Genomic DNA, 15377 nt, shown 5'->3' on the forward strand with positions numbered 1-15377 from the left:
CGTCTCCTTGAGACCCGTATAGAGCTGCACGCCGTCGGGATCCGAAGCATTTGCACCTTGGGAAGGCTGTCCGAGCCGTTTCCGACAAGACGTCATGCGGGTTTTCGCGTTCAGACGCGGGCGCGGCGTGCCCCTTTTCGATGATCGAAATTTTGCGCCTAGGTTGCATGGTTCTCGCACCGCGCTATTCAAACCGCTGCACGAATTTGTCGCCAGCGGTGAATGGTCGCCAATCGACAGCACCCCGTCGGCAGAAGTCGCGCAATGCTCTGTTCATTTGCCGAGCGAGGTCGCGCGCATGGACATCGTCCCTCGCCAGAGGGATACGCTCCGCATCGACATTGCCGAATACAAACGGTTCGTCGAAACTATGGGCAGCGCCGAGACGTCCCCCCTCGAAGATCGGCGTCCAACTGAACTCGTAGGTATAAGCGACACCGCCGGCCGATGCATGCGTCTCTGCCGTACGCAACGCGGGTTCACGGTAAACAGCGCGCGAGAGAAAAACTTCTTCATAGTCCGTGAAACTTCTCCCGGGCAATTCTGCCTCGAGCGCGGCCAGTCGAGCCCATGGGTCATCGCCAGCGAAGCGCGAGATGGAGGTTATTAATTGATCGCGCGAAACAACGGGTGGCATCACACCGTTGACATACCAAAGGCGTGCTTCGTCCCGCGTCCAGCCAGCGACAATCTGGTGACCACTAAAACGCCCTTCCGACAAACCCTTAAGAGGGTGACGTTTGAGACTCTCGCCATCGAGCACAATGCCAAGCGTTCTGCCGCGAGGCGCGTTGCGTTCACCCAAATGCTGGGCGACGATCTCCTCTTGAGCGGTGAGAACAGTGTCGAGCGGCAAGCTGTTTAGGCTGACACTATCGCCCTGGCTGATCCCGACTCTCATCAAAAAATGTTCCGAAATGGCGGACGCCACATCGGGCTCAATAATTCGGCTGGCTGGCCCGCTCATGAGCCAAACGCGGCGATAAAGATCGGAAACTTCGTCCATGCCAAAGAGCGCCGAGATCGTGAACGCCCCCGAGGACATTCCGACAAGAGTAACATTGTCCGGGTCACCACCAAAGGCGGCAACATTCCTGCGTACCCAATATAATGCAGCTACGAAATCCAACATGCCACGGTTTGTGGCGGCATAGTTCTTCCCCATGACGTCCGCCAAGTGGAGAAAGCCGAGAGCACCAACACGCATATTCGGTCTGACGAGGACAACGTCGGATTGGTTTGCAAATCCAAGGTCATCGTGAAAGGTACCGTGCGCGGAGCCCGACTGGAAGCCTCCCCCGAAGGCATGCACGATGACCGGACGTTTTCCGCCGTCTGCGGCAGGCGTGTAAAGATTAAGGTTGAGACAGTCTTCACCCGTCGCAAAACCTTCTCCGCGCGGAGACCATGCCTGGGGTTCGCGTCGGATCTGTGCTGGTGCCAATCCAGGTCGCGTTGCGTCAACGAGGCCTTGGTTTTCGTATCGTCGTGGCGGGAGAAAGCGGAGCATACCCAACGGCGGTTCAGCATAACGAATACCGCGGAATGACATACCGGCGGCATTGCGCAGTCCGCGATAAATGGCGTTTCGACTTTGAACGTCGATGGTCGGCAGGGTTGTCATGAAGGTGCGTTCACATCCAGGAGATGACAAGCTGCGCTCTGTCCGTCGCCGAGATTGCGGGCGATAGGCTGCTCGATGGCGCAGCGCTCGAAAGCATGCGGACACCGGCTGCGGAATGCGCAACCAGACGGTACTGCATGGGCACTGGGAATTTCCCCTGCCAACCGTGTTCGTTTTCCTTGCTGTCCACCAGGAGCCGACGCCAGCAAAGCTTGTGTGTAAGGATGGCGGGGAGCGTGATAAACGAGATCGCGCGGGCCCTGCTCGACAATTTCACCCAAATACATCACTGCGATTTCATCGCACATGAACTGCACGACCCGTAAGTCGTGCGAGATGAATAGCATCGTGGTGCCGTGTCGATCCTGAATGTCGCGCATAAGATTGAGAACCTGCGCCTGCACCGAGACATCAAGGGCGCTGACAGGTTCGTCCGCAACAACGAGATCGGGGTTGGTGGCAAGCGCTCTGGCGATGGCAATGCGCTGGCGCTGCCCGCCGGAAAATTCGTGCGGGAAACGATTTAGTGACGCCGAGGGGAGCCCCACCTCGCTGAGAATCTGGCGCGCCTGGTGCAGTCGCGATGACGACGTGCCTATTCCGTGCACCAATTGTGGTTCAATGAGCGTTTCCAGCACAGTCATGCGCGGGTTGAGTGAACCGAATGGATCCTGGAAGATCATCTGCATGTGCCGGCGCTGACGTCGCAGATCGCCAGCGGACAGCTTTGCGAGGTCCCTGCCGGCAAATTCAATTGACCCCGCCGTTGGTTCGATAAGGCGCAGGACGAGACGCGCGGTTGTGGATTTGCCGCTGCCCGATTCACCGACGATCCCGAACGTCTTACCCCGCGCGACGGTAAAACTTACGTTGCGAACGGCTTTGACAGCCTTGAACGACTTTGCGAGGCCGGTGACGGCCAGAATGGGCGCTCTGTGGTGTTCGGTCATGATGAAGTCTTTTTTGCTATTGGATGCCAGCAGCGTACCGTTGTGGCGCCAACGTCTGTAAGCGAGGGACGAAGTTCACATTGCTGATCCGCGCGCTGACAGCGTGGGGCGAAGCGGCACCCCGCGGGCCACGCTCCGATTGGCGGCACACTGCCCAGGATCGGTGTCAGCCGCGTTCGCGTCTCGTTGTGCGCCGGAATGGCATCGATCAGCCCACGAGCATAAGGATGAGCGGCGTCCCGCACGACATCGGCGCTTCTTCCGCACTCAACGAGATCGCCCGCATACATCACGACCGTTTTGTCGCAAAAATCGCCGACGACTTCGAGATCGTGACTGATAAACAGCATTGCGAGATCCAGTTCCACGCGCATGTCCTCGAGAAGGTCAAGCACCTGTGCCTGAATGGTCACGTCCAGTGCGGTGGTAGGTTCATCGGCGATGATCAGAGATGGGCCGCATGAGATTGCGAGCGCAATCATCACGCGCTGCCGCATTCCACCAGAAAGCTCATGAACATAGCCCTTAAGGATGTCATGTGCACGGGGGATCCCGACACGGTCAAGCAACTGGGCGGCCCGTTGGACTGCCTCTGCACGGTCCAGGCCCAGGTTGTGCCTGAGCGCATCGGTCATTTGGCGGCCGATGGTCAAGGTTGGATGCAGCGCAGTCATGGGCTCCTGGAAGATGAAACCCATGTGGCGACCACAGAACTTTCGACGCTCGCGAGGACCAAGCCCGGAAATCACCGTGCCATTCAGCTTAATGACCCCTGTGACGACCGCATCGTCAGGTGGCAAGCCCATGATAGCACTCGCAGTGATGGATTTTCCGCAGCCCGATTCACCGACCAGCGCTACGGCCTCGCCTTGGGCGATCGAAAACGATACGTCGGTGACGATTGGCAGAAGCTGCCTGCCATTGCGAAGGGAAACACCGAGGCCTTCGATTTCAAGTACGGTCTTTCGCCGCGCTGAGATCTGGGAGGTTCGGCCATCGTTGGATGTGATCACGGTCATTGATAGCGGATCCTGGGGTCCAGAATGGCGTAGATGATGTCAATAAGCAGATTTAAAATGGCGAGTACGAGAGAAATGGTGAGCACTCCACCTTCAACCAGCGGGTAGTCGCGTCGCCCGACCGCCTCCACAAGCATGCGCCCCAGTCCGGGCAGTGCAAAGATGATCTCGATTGCGACCGCACCACCGAGTAAGTATCCGGCAGCCAGTCCGACGACTGTAACCATGGGAATAGCAGCGGTGCGCATGGCATAACGCCCGATGACGGTGCGCTCAGGCAAGCCTTGCGCGCGAGCGGTCGTTATATATGGTTCATTGAGAACATCGAGCATCGAAGAGCGCATCATGCGCGTCATGAGAGCGGACTGACGAATGCCGAGAGCCATCGCAGGCAGGAATATCGTGGCTCCGAAGGCGACCACGCCGGCGGAGGGCGGATTGTAACCAGCGACGGGAAACCATCGCAGGATGACCGCAAACAAAAAGATTAGCAGCAACGCGAACCAGAATTCCGGTAGCGAGATCCCCAGCACGGCAGCGATAACGACGGCGCGATCGATGGGCTTGTTGCGGTTCATCGCCGATACCAGCCCGAGTACGATGCCGATTGCGATCGCAATCGCCAAGGCGACCAGTGTCAGCAGGATGGTCACCACGGCATAGGAGGGAATGATCTCCAGCACAGGCCTGCGAAAGAAAATGGAGTTTCCGAGGTCGAGCGTAACGATGCCCTTCAGCCACAACAAGAACTGAACGTAAATCGGCAGGTCCAAGCCGAGCTGAGAGCGCAGAGCCTGGATCTGGTCGGCCGTTGCCTGATCCCCGAGCAGCATACCAGCAGGGTCGCCCGGCGACAGACGAAGGAGCAGAAACACGAGGATCAGCGGAACGAAAATCGTCGGCAGTATGAGCAGAAATCGCTTTCCGAGATAATGCAACACCTATCGTCTCCTTGCCAGGCGCGGATCAAGAGCATCGCGTAACGTGTCGCCCAAAAGGTTAAGCGCTAAGATGGTCAACATCAGCGCCAGACCTGGAAAAATCACAATCCAAGGGGCTCGGCTGATGTAGTTGCGAGACTCGGTCAGAGCGCTCCCCCAACTCAAATCCTTGGGGCCAATGCCGACGCCGATAAAGCTCAACGCGGCTTCCCCTAACACGGCGGCCGAGAACAGGAATGACGCTTGGACGAGAATCGGGGAACTTACCGCCGGAAGAACATATCGCGTGAAAAGTCTCAATGTCGGCACACCAACGGCACGGGCGGCCTCGATCATTTGTAGCTCTCGCACGACCAGCACTTGCCCGCGAACGACACGCAATGAGGGAGCGATCAGGACGATCGTCAGCGATGTGATGACCGTGGTGACGCTGGGCCCCAATATTCCAGCAGCCGCCGTGGCGAGGACGATCCCCGGAAAGGCCATCAAGCCGTCGACGATGCGCATGAGCACAACGTCCACCCGTCGATAGAAGCCGGAAAGAGCGCCCAACGCTATGGCGATCGACATCGAAATCAACGTAACAACGAATCCCACAAGAAGTGAGGTGCGCGCGCCATGCAAAACCATGTCGAAGACGTCGCGGCCGAGATTGTCGGTGCCAAACAGGTGGAGGCCGCCGGGTGGGCTGAATCGGACCGCCGGATTGACTTGCAACGGGTTGCCAGGCGCCAGGATGGGCGCAAAAACAGCACTCAGCGACAGGACCAACAGCACCACAATCGAGAAAACCGCGGTTGGTTTTGCTAGCAATCGCCGCGCCAGAGATGTGCTCTGACTGGCGACCACAGCCTCGGAGCCCCGCGGCAACACATCCGGATTTGTGGTTTTGGGTGTTGTCATGGTCATTTTGAAGGAGGCGCAACATTGTAAAAGTCGTACTGGCGTGCCGGGGTCCGTTGAGGGTTGCCTACCCCTTTTCGCACGCCATACATGTTCGCTTCCGTGCCATATTTGATAAATGGAAATTGATCATAGGCAAGCGCATGAATTTGCTCGAAAATCTTCTTGCGTGCGTTGGCGTCCAAAGTGGTTGCGATTTTCTGCATCAGGTCCATTTTGGTCGGATCGCTCCAAAATCCTGGATATGTTGCGTTGAGGAACGCGATGGATGTCGGATCAACGTACGTTGGTAGGAAGCTCGAAAATGCATCCATTCCAGCGGGATTTGAGCGTTGTTGAATATAATTGGCCATTGGTGATTGAACGATATCGACGTGGATACCGAACTTCTCCAACTGCTGTGATGCCGTGATCGCGGTCAGATAGTGTTTCTGATACTGCTCGCTGGCGACCAGCCAACGAATTGGCTCTCCGTGATAGTGCGATGCAGCGAGATATTTTTTGACCTTGTCTGCTTGCGAGGTGCCAAAACCATCGGGAACGCCGGCTTTCGTATACCAAAACGAATTCGGATCCGGAATCCAGCTTGGATCGAGCGTATAGAATTGGGGATCGCCAACCGAAGCCAGCATAATCGGGTCCATGTCCAGCGCATAATAAATTGCCCGGCGTAAATTCACGTCAGCGGCCACACCTGATTTGGTGTTGAACACCACCGCCAACGACTGATTATTGGGCACCACGATCGCTTCAGTGTCAGGAGTTGACTGCAGGGCATCGTGGAAGTCGGTAGGCAGCTCCATCGCAATATCGATATCACCGGTGATCAATGAATCGCGACGCACTGATGCTTCAGGCATCAGACGCAGCTCTATATCGTCGGCATAGGCGTGTTTCATTCCGGCGCCGGCAGAGCTTGGTTCGCTTCGGCTCTTGTAGCCGTCCCAGCGCTTCAGGGTCGCGCCCTGGTCTGGTTGATAGTTGGTAAGAGAATATGGCCCGGTGCAATCAAGCCCGCGGGTCGCCTCGGTTGGCGAGGCGCCCTTCAGGGAATTCGCCGACATGATGACGGCCTGCGCTCCCGCTAATAACCCCGGTACTATTGGCGTCGGGCTTGTCAGCTCAAACTTCACGGTACGTGCGTCGACCGCAGTAATGCCTGTCGTCACCGCTTTGAACGATGCGCCGATACCAGCCGACTCGCGAAAGCGCTGCAATGAGGCTACGACATCTGTTGCGGTTAATGGCGCGCCCGACTGAAAAGTCAGACCATCACGCAAAGTCACGGTTAGTTCTGTCCCAGCGTCGTTATACTTGAACGAGTCGGCCAGCATGGGCTGAGGTGTCCAACTTTCGTCGGTCGCAAACAGGCCTTCACAAGCGATCGATGCCGTGATCCAATTCACGCCAAACGTAGTTACGACCGGGTCTGGCGAGGGAGCCATCTGCGAGATGCCGATGCGCAATGAGCCGCCTCTGCTAAAATCGGCTGCGAGTGCGGGCTGGGCAACAATAAGGCCCATGGCAGCGCTGGCAAGCAGCGACAGGCGCAAATTTCCTTTATTCCTCATGTTCGGTTCCTCCCGAAAGCCGTGAGCTGGCTGGTGATGCAAATGAATGGGGATGGGGATTTTCTCTCGGCTTGCTGGGCACTCTTACTTCCATTCCGAGCACGAGATAGGACAAGCACTTACCGTGCGTATCGATAGCCAGACTGGAATTGACGCCTCCCTCCAAGGCGTCGTCGATAACGAAATTGAGCGCTTGCAGTTTCGGCAACGTGTAACGCACAACCTTAGTCACCCCTCGATGTGCGAACAGGGCTTGGACTCGAGCTTCCGTGACTTCGGAAAGCAGCGTCGGCCAGTGGTCTGGCGAACGGGCGATGATATTGACATTCAGCCGATTGCCTTTGTCGCCGGAGCGGCCATGCGCGATCGCATGCAATGGGACTGTGGCGGTCATTGCCCTTCTCCCGCAAATTGGTAGTCAGCGTTGACAAGCGATCGAGGTACCAACTGGGATAAAGTGCGGACGCGTGGCTTGAGGCTTTGGCGGATACCCCCTCCCCCGGAAGGTCCACAGCAATAAAGGGCGTTCACCTCTTGAACAGCGCAGGCTACGTCGGCCTGGGATAGTGAACCGAAAGCGAATCGAACCCGAAAGTCGCCTGGCCCGGTAGCCTCGAACTCCGCGCGTAGTTTGCCATCGTCAGAATCGAAGACGCTTACCGAACCGACGATGTCGGCTCGATGGCGAAGAGAGAGACCACGCCGCCTGATCCTCTCCGCTATCGTCGTAATGGCGAGACGGGCGCGCGCCAGCGCGTTGGGCCCGGCGTAGGAGATTTCCGCTTCTCCCAGCCAGTCCCCGTAGTAACTCACCGTTGCTTTTAGCTTTGCCGGAGCAGCGTGTCCCCTTGCGCCGGTAACACGCACCCGATCTGGCCCAATTTGCTCCAGCTCAACCTCGGTAAGGTCGAGTGTAACGTCAGGCGTTAAATAGGCTGCGGGATCGTGAATTTCGTAGAGCAACTGCTCTTTTACCGTTCGCAAATCCACCAAGCCGCCGGTACCCGCCGCCTTGGTGATGACGAAAGTGCCATCAGATTCGACTTCCGCAATGGGAAAACCGATATTTGCGGTATCGGGTACATCGTTAAAGCCAGGATCGGCAAAAAAACCCCCGGAAACCTGCGAGCCACATTCCAGCAAATGGCCAACCAGGGTGCCGGACGCCATGCGGTCGAGGTCATCCCATGCCCAGCCGAAATGCGCGACCAAGGGGCCAAGCGCCAATGCTGGATCTGCAACCCGGCCGGTGACGACAATCTGCGCCCCTGCTTGTATCGCGTCAGCGATCGCCACTGCCCCGATATAGGCATTTATGGCTATCACGTCGCCATCCACGTCCGGCAGACGGCCGTCACCTTCCCAGCGCTCAGTTTGTGTGATGTCGATTTTTCCGAGCAGATCGTCGCCTGATACAACTGCGACACGAAGCGCCCCCAACCCGAGGCGTGCAGCCAGCGCTTGGATCACTGTCGCTGCAGCCGTTGGATTGGCAGCCCCGAAATTGCCAACAACGACGATCGAGGCGGAAATGCATTGAGACAGGATTGGTTCGAGCAACTCTTCAAGAAGCGGCTCGTATCCCTTGTCGGGATCGTGACGCTTGGCAATCTGACCAAGTGCGAGAGTTCGCTCTCCCAACGTCTCAAATATGATTGCCCCGCCGTTGCCGGCTGCGGCGATTGCTTTGACGACTGATTGGGGCGCGTCTACACGGTCGCCGGAAAATCCGGCACCACTACCAATACGATACAAGAGCTATTCCTCCGTCCACGGCGTCACCATCGATCACATTATCGATAATGTCAACGATGATTGTGTCGGCAACACGACTGCGATATTTTGCAGCGATAGGTCGAGAGAAGGATTCGAAAACAATGCGCTCGCGTAAGCCGATGGTAGAGCAGACAAAAAGCTGGGAGGTTGTATTTCGGGATTTGCAGCGCGCAATCATCTCCGGTGAAAACCGTCCCCGCGAACGTTTGGTCGAGGATGAATTGATCGCCAGCACCGGCGCGACACGACATGCGATACGCCGGGCTTTCGATGAGCTGCTGAGAGTGGGTCTGGTGGTGCGCCAACCGAACAAAGGCGTTCAAGTCCGCGACTATTCGATCCGCGAGATAGAGGAACTCTATGAGATCCGCGAATGCCTCGAACTACGAGCAGCCTCACATTATACAAAGCCTGCAGGCACGGAGCTCATCGATAGATTGACTGCGATCGCCTCCCGGCATCGAGATGCATCGCGCGAACAACGTTTTGCGGATGTCTTTTCGCTCAACAACGAGTTTCACGAGCTGCTCTATCGAGCGGCAGGCAACCAACAATTGGCCGATGCCATCATCCACTATACGTTCGCAACCCACCCGATCCGCACTCGCGCATTTCCAAATGAGGAACTGCGCGAAATTGCCATTCGTGATCATTTCGCCATGGTCGATGCGGTCGCTGCTGGCAAGGGGGACGAGCTGGCCGAACTTATTCGAACACACATCCAGCGCCCCAAGGAATATTATATTAGAGCAACCAATATCCAGGGTTCAATTTAGGCGTCAGTGAGTAAAATCGTGAACGCAACATCTCCCGCTACGATTGAGCGAGGATCACCAAGGTCTCCGGCAATACTCCGTCATACTCCATCGCATCCGCCGCTTGCTTGCTCTTCATAAATTCCGCCAAGCGGCCGATGTCGGCCCCGGAAACCTGCGGAAGTTTCGCAAGAAGACGAAGGCCATGGGCCTCGATCCAAACATCTGGTTCGGGAACGTTGAAAATGCGGCCTCGGAGATCGTCGGGAGGGAAACAGTTCAGTACGTCAGCAACATCTACAAATATTATGTTGCCTACTCTCTGCTGGTTGCGCGCATGGATGAACGCAGAGATGCCATTCAGGATATTGAGAAATGACGTGCCGTCCTTTCCCAACGTCTCAACGCCACCATTTTTGATATTGTCCATCTATGGTTTCGCCATCGGGTATTCAGACCCAGACACCAGCCAGCCGCGGCGGAACGTAAGCATAGCCATCGGGCGATTGCACGATAATGGGAGTGCGCGTAACTTGCCGCGGCAACCGCCGATCAGCCGTTCGACTCGGATTTGTATGATAGTGCCGCAGCCGCTTGTGACTGACATTATCCAGCCCTGGACTGAGAACCGAACGTCCTTGAGCGGTGCCCGTCGGTTTTAGATTCGGCAGACGATAACGCACTCTGGCTGGAGGCTGGTCGATGACGACGTTTATAAGGGCCATCATCGCCAAGGCTCGCCCAGATTACGCTGGCCATGTTCACTCGTCGTTGTCAATCAACCCCGAAAAACCCTGGTGGCAGCACCGTAGCTGGCCAATCCGCCTGTATCTCGCTCTGGCGATGGCGGTAGCCTTGTTTCCGGTTCAGTCCTTTGCGCAACCGTCGGCTACAACAAGCATGCCGGAGATCGAGTTCGGCGCCAGAAAAATGTTCTTCATGCTTTTTCTGATGCTTGGTCCGATTAAGATTTTGGTGCCCTTTGTGACGATGACCAGCAACTGGGGCAATCGCTCCCAGTGTCGTCTCGCGAGTAGAGCGATTTTCTTCTCGGGCGCCGCCCTGGCAATCGCAGGCTTTCTTGGGCGCACGATGCTTGAGAATTTTGAAATCTCAATACCTGTTCTGGCTATGACCGGAGGCATCATCTTGTTTCTTGTGGCCCTGCGAACCATTTTGCAACAGTCCGACAGCGCGTCTTGTCGACCGCCGGAGCCGGGCCAACAACCAGATTTGAAATTGGCCCTTACACCTCTGGCCTTTCCCACAATTGTAACTCCTCACGGTATTGCCGCCGTTATTGTCTTCGCGACGTTAGCAGGCGGCCGCCAAACGGAAGGCCTCACAGTGGCCGCTATCGTATTGCTGATTCTAGCGCTGGACTGGGTGGCGATGATATTCGCTGAAAGCATTTTACGATGGATCGGAACTTCGCTTCAAGTGTTGGCGGTGGTGCTCGGGGTTACCCAGGCAGCCCTTGGCCTGCAAATTATTCTGCACAGCTTAAGTTTGATTGAGCGGTAAAACTTCGAGGAGGATCGATAGAGACGCGCAACACGCGTGAGGATCACTATGCCCGCCGGGAAGATTGCGATCGGACCGCTGGCCGCCTGCATTGCCGGCTTGCAACGGGGCGGCGAATTTGCGTGGCGCTCGAACTCTTCTACTCGAACGACGATACGCACTCGCGCAGCTATCATCCGAGCGAGGTCTTCCCGAGGACCTCGGACTCGACGTATCTGGGGACATGACAACCCGTTCATCTCCACCGTCACCGCCGAGAGTACGCAGTTTTAGGCCACGTGCGTCGCCCCCTATGCCCGTATCGGCGCCGACTTCATGCTTAGCCGGTGTTTACAACGGCGCCCGGCTAGAAGGTCGGGTAGCTTACAGCAACGTAGGGCAGAAGGACCTCGATCTGTGCGGCGGCCAGATCGCCGTCACAGTACCTCCCCGTCGGGCGGTCTACAAGGAGTGGCTCGCTGCGGAGATGCGCATGTGCGAGCGAAGGAGCGGCTCTGGATAGTAAACAAGGCCGACGTTTCCTGGAGTTCTATGGAACTTACAGCGTCCTCTTCCATTAGGGAGGTACCCAACAAGGAAACATCAGATGGCAAGCCCCGACGAGTCCCCAGCAGTACAGTCGATGAAGAACGAGCAGCATTCGCAGCGCGAAAGCGCTCGCAAGGGCGATCTGGATAAGGGGCTGGAAGACACCTTCCCGGCGTCGGATCCGGTTTCAATGACAGGCACGGCGATCCCGGCCGGGCGTATTGACCTCGAAGAATCGGAGCGTGTCAAACGGGAGCCGGATGTCGCTGCGCTCGACAAAGAATTCCCATTGGGGGACGCAGCGCTCGCTGAAACACGAGAACACAATGACGAGGGTGGCCAGGAAGTCACGCGAGAAGAACTTCACCCGTTGAAAGTTGAAACGGGCCGGTTGTCGGCGTCCGCCGCCGAGACTACAGAGGGAACCGTTCGCGTCACGAAGCCCGAGGTCAGAACCTGGTTTCGGGATGTCGAGGACAGGATCAGGGCACGGCCGCTCGCTGCTGTCGGGATTGCCGCTGCGCTTGCCTACGTGTGGGGCGCGACGCGATAACCAGGATAGTCAATTGGCCGCCCATGTACCCGCCACTCGATGCTGTTAGACCGTTCGCCTGAACATTCGGGCGATGGCGATGAGAATGCAGGCGCCGACGACGCCGGCGACAAGATATCCCAGCCAGCCGCCCAGGACGATTCCAAAGAGCGATAGAATGGCATTCGCGACGATCGCGCCGACGATACCCAGGATGATGTTCATCAGCACACCCATGTTGCTCTTCATGAACATCTCGGCCAGCCACCCCGCGATGCCGCCGATGATAATTGCGGCTATCAGCCGATACCTGCATTTTCCATGTGAATATTCCCCCAATTGCTCTGGTGAGGAGGTAGCGTCTGGAATGCTTCTTTCAATCGGTCCCGCGTGGAAGTTTCTCGAATTCGCTTAGAAGCATCATCCATCCGGACTGCGCAGGTAGTGGCTCACGAGAGCTTCCACAATTTCATTGTGCACAGCAACCAAAACGGCGCGAAGACGTTAGCGGTTGTCACTGCCATTCCGGCTTTGATGGCTGGAGCAAGCAAATGACATCCATTTCCGACACGATCAAACGCCTGGCCGAACTCAGAGCGGGGGCAGGTCACACCGGATTTTCCAGCCACCGTCTCAGCGATTTTGAGGACTTCGGCTCAAACCCTGGCACGCTGACGGCAAAGGTGTACCTTCCCCTCTCCGCGGAGCAAAACCCTGCCCTTGTCGTGGTGTTGCATGGTTGCACGCAATCAGCCGAAGCTTATGACTACGGCTCCGGATGGTCGCGCCTTGCGGAGGAACATGGCTTCATTCTTATTTATCCCCAACAACATCGGCAGAACAACGCCAATCTCTGCTTCAATTGGTTCGAGCCGGGCGACACGCGCCGGGGGCAAGGAGAGGCATCGTCGATCAGCCAAATGATTGACAATGTCTGTCGTCGGCATCAGGTCGACCGCAAACGGGTGTTCATTACCGGGCTTTCAGCCGGCGGGGCGATGGCCAACGTCATGCTGGCAACCTATCCGGAGCTGTTCGCCGGCGGTGCGATCATCGCTGGCCTCCCATACAACGTCGCCTCCACAGTTCCCGAGGCCTTCGAACGGATGCGCGGACAAGGCCTTCCGTCCGGCGCGCTGCTTTCAAGAAGGGTCCTTGAAGCCTCGCCGCATGATGGGCCTTGGCCAGCAGTATCAATTTGGCAGGGCACCAAGGATCACACAGTTGCAGAAGCGAACGCCCATGCCCTCGTTGAACAGTGGTGGGGCGTGCACGGTGTGACACCCTCCTCGCCCATGTCGTTCTCTTCAGATGGAAGGCATCGCATCACAACGTGGGAAACCGAGGGCGGTTATGCGCCGGTCGAGTTTCACGCCATAGAAGGAATGGGACACGGTACCCCGATAGATTCCAGGATCGGCCTCGGGACACCGTCTCCGTTCATGCTCGACGTCGGCGTCTCATCGACAGCTCACATCGCCCGGTCCTGGGGATTGACGCCGTCTTTCGGCACGCGAACTCAGCCCGAGGTCGGTCAGAACGACGTTCTGCCGGAGCGGCCCAAATCTGTTCCTGCCGATGGCATCCAGGGCATCATCGAAAGGGCACTTCGGTCCGCAGGCCTGATGCGCTGACCGAGAGCGTAGCTCGCGGCCTAAGACCGACGCCGTAAACAATCCGTCCGCCGAAGTACTCACGATTTGGTCGATCAACTCGAATACATACCCGATTGCCTTGGGGACATATCTCGCGCTCCTGCATATCCAGCCGGATTTGACGCGAAGAACCTTGTTGACCTTTCCCGCCATGCGTGAATAAATCGCTTGGTATTGTGGGGAAATGTTATGAAATTCAAATATATAGCAGCGGCCAGTATCTTGGCAGCCATTCTGTCGTCGTGCGCCTTTTCGGTGCCTGTTGCCGTAATCTCCAGCAATGGCGATATCATGCGTGGTACTTCGACCGCCGCCATGTCCGGTGGCAGTTTCGTGGTGGCCGGCAAGCTGAAAGGCAAGGAAGCAAAATGCTCCGGAACGTACGACGCGCTAGACACCTCTATTACCATTTCTATGGCAGTCAATTGCTCCGACGGGCGCAAAGGTTTCGTCATTGCAACTCGCCAAGCCAATGGAGTTGACGGCTCCGGCCGCGTTCGTCTCAACGATGGGACCGAAGCGGACTTTGTTTTTGGCAGGGCGGCAGCAGCTTTTTAGGTATAGGTCGCGAGAGCTTTGGTTAAGCGAGGATGAGCAACAAGCGCCGACATGTGTAGGAAGAACTCAGGCGCTTCAAAGAACTGACGCCGAAATTATTCGTTGTGGGTGTGTTTTGGGTCAGTGATTTGCTCGCAGAACGGCTTCAACGTCCTCTGCCCTGATGATGAACTGCTACTATTGCCTTCAAGGAGTGTGGCGGCATGAGTGACGTCGGCTTGCCGTAGGCCGTACACCAGTGGCGAGGCCATGTGCGGCTGCAGTGTGATGGCTTTATGGATGTCAACCCGCGCCGCGGCACTTTCGAACAGGGCGGGATGTGTCCACCTGGACCGGCATCAAGCCACGAGCAAACTCCAGCGGCGGCAAAGAGCGGCTCGCCCAGATTCTCCGCCGGTGTTGCGATCAGGATTCGACCGCCTCAACTTTTCAGGGACCAATCCCGCAAAACTCAATTCCTGGGTACGCTTGTAAGTCCCGGTATCGAATGGCATTGGTTGAGTAGTCAGCTAATTCACAAGCAGTTCTCCACATGAAACTCGATGCAATCGATCTGCGTATATTGGACGCCATTCAACGCGATGGCCGCATCACCAAGCTTGCACTCGCTGAAAAGGTGGGACTTTCGCCGACCCCATGCTGGCTGCGCCTTCGCAAGCTGGAGAAGGCCGGGATCATTACCGGCTATCATGCCCATCTGTCGCCGCGCCGGCTCGCGGCGGTCGCCAGCGTCATGGTCGAACTTACGCTTGCGAACCATCGCCAGAGCGACTTCGAACGTTTCGAACGAGCAATCTCCTCCATTCCCGAAATCGTCGCCTGCTGGTCCGTCGGCGGCGGCGTCGATTACATTTTGAAGATCATGACGCCCAATATCGACGCCTATCAGCGCCTGATCGATGGGCTCCTGGATCGCGACCTCGGCATCGAGCGTTATTTTACGTATATTGTGACAAAGACCGTGAAAGAGGAGACCGTGCTTCCAATTGCCAATCTCCTTTCCGCTGAACCTCTTGGCAACGAATAGATAATCTCTCTACG

General features: G+C 57.0%; 15 protein-coding genes and 2 pseudogenes. 7 read left to right on the plus strand and 10 right to left on the minus strand.

Annotated elements, in window-relative coordinates; translation table 11 throughout:
- Positions 1-184: 184 nt before the first annotated feature.
- Genes FHT86_RS34285 through FHT86_RS34320 form a run of 8 tightly spaced genes read right to left on the minus strand, consistent with a single transcriptional unit; the run spans position 185 to position 8763 of the window.
- A complete protein-coding gene (locus FHT86_RS34285; RefSeq protein WP_133704287.1) occupies positions 185-1624 on the minus strand; it encodes a carboxylesterase family protein in 1440 nt (479 codons plus the stop codon).
- Positions 1621-2574: an ABC transporter ATP-binding protein gene (locus tag FHT86_RS34290; protein WP_133704286.1), complete on the minus strand. Its 954-nt coding sequence runs from the start codon at positions 2572-2574 to the stop codon at positions 1621-1623. The genes FHT86_RS34285 and FHT86_RS34290 overlap by 4 nt, the downstream gene beginning before the upstream one ends.
- Positions 2571-3593 (minus strand): ABC transporter ATP-binding protein, encoded by a 1023-nt coding sequence (locus FHT86_RS34295; RefSeq protein WP_133704285.1) that lies wholly within the window; start codon positions 3591-3593, stop codon positions 2571-2573. Before FHT86_RS34295 ends, FHT86_RS34290 begins: the two co-directional genes overlap by 4 nt.
- Positions 3590-4534: an ABC transporter permease gene (locus FHT86_RS34300; protein ID WP_133704284.1), complete on the minus strand. Its 945-nt coding sequence runs from the start codon at positions 4532-4534 to the stop codon at positions 3590-3592. The genes FHT86_RS34295 and FHT86_RS34300 overlap by 4 nt, the downstream gene beginning before the upstream one ends.
- A complete protein-coding gene (locus FHT86_RS34305; protein WP_133704283.1) occupies positions 4535-5437 on the minus strand; it encodes an ABC transporter permease in 903 nt (300 codons plus the stop codon).
- A 2-nt stretch (positions 5438-5439) separates the two neighbouring features.
- Positions 5440-7008, minus strand: coding sequence for an ABC transporter substrate-binding protein (locus tag FHT86_RS34310; RefSeq protein WP_133704282.1), 1569 nt, complete (start codon positions 7006-7008; stop codon positions 5440-5442).
- Positions 6998-7402: a hypothetical protein gene (locus FHT86_RS34315; RefSeq protein WP_246779798.1), complete on the minus strand. Its 405-nt coding sequence runs from the start codon at positions 7400-7402 to the stop codon at positions 6998-7000. The genes FHT86_RS34310 and FHT86_RS34315 overlap by 11 nt, the downstream gene beginning before the upstream one ends.
- The gene (locus FHT86_RS34320; RefSeq protein ID WP_133704281.1) at positions 7399-8763 is read right to left on the minus strand and encodes an acyclic terpene utilization AtuA family protein; all 1365 of its coding nucleotides are present in this window, start codon (positions 8761-8763) and stop codon (positions 7399-7401) included. The genes FHT86_RS34315 and FHT86_RS34320 overlap by 4 nt, the downstream gene beginning before the upstream one ends.
- A 122-nt stretch (positions 8764-8885) precedes the next feature.
- Between FHT86_RS34320 and FHT86_RS34325 the strand changes: the two genes are divergently transcribed.
- Positions 8886-9560, plus strand: a complete 675-nt coding sequence (locus FHT86_RS34325; protein ID WP_166656663.1) for a GntR family transcriptional regulator — start codon at positions 8886-8888, stop codon at positions 9558-9560.
- Between the two features lie 37 nt (positions 9561-9597).
- On the opposite strand, the gene FHT86_RS34330 is transcribed toward FHT86_RS34325, so the two are convergent.
- Positions 9598-9969 carry a hypothetical protein gene (locus tag FHT86_RS34330; protein WP_166656652.1) on the minus strand — a complete coding sequence of 124 codons (372 nt, stop codon included), beginning with the start codon at positions 9967-9969 and terminating at the stop codon, positions 9598-9600.
- Positions 9970-10241: 272 nt separating this feature from the next.
- Between FHT86_RS34330 and FHT86_RS34335 the strand changes: the two genes are divergently transcribed.
- Together FHT86_RS34335 and FHT86_RS34340 are read left to right on the plus strand one after the other, a co-directional pair.
- Positions 10242-11063, plus strand: coding sequence for a MarC family protein (locus FHT86_RS34335; protein ID WP_246779799.1), 822 nt, complete (start codon positions 10242-10244; stop codon positions 11061-11063).
- Between the two features lie 586 nt (positions 11064-11649).
- On the plus strand, positions 11650-12144 hold the full coding sequence (locus FHT86_RS34340) for a hypothetical protein (protein ID WP_133704279.1): 495 nt from the start codon (positions 11650-11652) through the stop codon (positions 12142-12144).
- Positions 12145-12189: 45 nt separating this feature from the next.
- Here the strand turns inward: FHT86_RS34340 and FHT86_RS34345 are convergent.
- Positions 12190-12446 (minus strand): annotated as a pseudogene (locus FHT86_RS34345) (GlsB/YeaQ/YmgE family stress response membrane protein).
- A 228-nt stretch (positions 12447-12674) separates the two neighbouring features.
- Between FHT86_RS34345 and FHT86_RS34350 the strand changes: the two are divergent.
- The 4 genes and pseudogenes from FHT86_RS34350 to FHT86_RS34365 all read left to right on the plus strand — a co-directional run bounded on the left by FHT86_RS34350 (position 12675) and on the right by FHT86_RS34365 (position 15363).
- Positions 12675-13757, plus strand: a complete 1083-nt coding sequence (locus tag FHT86_RS34350; protein ID WP_133704278.1) for a PHB depolymerase family esterase — start codon at positions 12675-12677, stop codon at positions 13755-13757.
- 210 nt (positions 13758-13967) lie between these two features.
- Positions 13968-14336: a hypothetical protein gene (locus FHT86_RS34355; RefSeq protein ID WP_133704277.1), complete on the plus strand. Its 369-nt coding sequence runs from the start codon at positions 13968-13970 to the stop codon at positions 14334-14336.
- Positions 14337-14637: 301 nt separating this feature from the next.
- Positions 14638-14841 (plus strand): annotated as a pseudogene (locus tag FHT86_RS34360) (transposase); the annotation flags it as partial.
- A 27-nt stretch (positions 14842-14868) separates the two neighbouring features.
- A complete protein-coding gene (locus FHT86_RS34365; protein WP_133704275.1) occupies positions 14869-15363 on the plus strand; it encodes an Lrp/AsnC family transcriptional regulator in 495 nt (164 codons plus the stop codon).
- Positions 15364-15377 lie beyond the last annotated feature (14 nt).

The sequence above is a fragment of the Rhizobium sp. BK313 genome (assembly GCF_014193655.1).
Classification (GTDB): Bacteria; Pseudomonadota; Alphaproteobacteria; order Rhizobiales; family Rhizobiaceae; genus Rhizobium.

Excerpts from the sequence above, each read along its gene's own strand:
- FHT86_RS34365 (WP_133704275.1), top strand. The coding sequence starts at position 14,869 with ATGAAACTCGATGCAATCGATCTGCGTATATTGGACGCCATTCAACGC.
- FHT86_RS34310 (WP_133704282.1), bottom strand. The coding sequence starts at position 7,008 with ATGAGGAATAAAGGAAATTTGCGCCTGTCGCTGCTTGCCAGCGCTGCC.
- FHT86_RS34315 (WP_246779798.1), bottom strand. The coding sequence starts at position 7,402 with ATGACCGCCACAGTCCCATTGCATGCGATCGCGCATGGCCGCTCCGGC.
- FHT86_RS34335 (WP_246779799.1), top strand. The coding sequence starts at position 10,242 with ATGACGACGTTTATAAGGGCCATCATCGCCAAGGCTCGCCCAGATTAC.
- FHT86_RS34355 (WP_133704277.1), top strand. The coding sequence starts at position 13,968 with ATGAAATTCAAATATATAGCAGCGGCCAGTATCTTGGCAGCCATTCTG.
- FHT86_RS34330 (WP_166656652.1), bottom strand. The coding sequence starts at position 9,969 with ATGGACAATATCAAAAATGGTGGCGTTGAGACGTTGGGAAAGGACGGC.
- FHT86_RS34325 (WP_166656663.1), top strand. The coding sequence starts at position 8,886 with ATGCGCTCGCGTAAGCCGATGGTAGAGCAGACAAAAAGCTGGGAGGTT.
- FHT86_RS34350 (WP_133704278.1), top strand. The coding sequence starts at position 12,675 with ATGACATCCATTTCCGACACGATCAAACGCCTGGCCGAACTCAGAGCG.
- FHT86_RS34305 (WP_133704283.1), bottom strand. The coding sequence starts at position 5,437 with ATGACAACACCCAAAACCACAAATCCGGATGTGTTGCCGCGGGGCTCC.
- FHT86_RS34295 (WP_133704285.1), bottom strand. The coding sequence starts at position 3,593 with ATGACCGTGATCACATCCAACGATGGCCGAACCTCCCAGATCTCAGCG.
- FHT86_RS34285 (WP_133704287.1), bottom strand. The coding sequence starts at position 1,624 with ATGACAACCCTGCCGACCATCGACGTTCAAAGTCGAAACGCCATTTAT.
- FHT86_RS34340 (WP_133704279.1), top strand. The coding sequence starts at position 11,650 with ATGGCAAGCCCCGACGAGTCCCCAGCAGTACAGTCGATGAAGAACGAG.
- FHT86_RS34290 (WP_133704286.1), bottom strand. The coding sequence starts at position 2,574 with ATGACCGAACACCACAGAGCGCCCATTCTGGCCGTCACCGGCCTCGCA.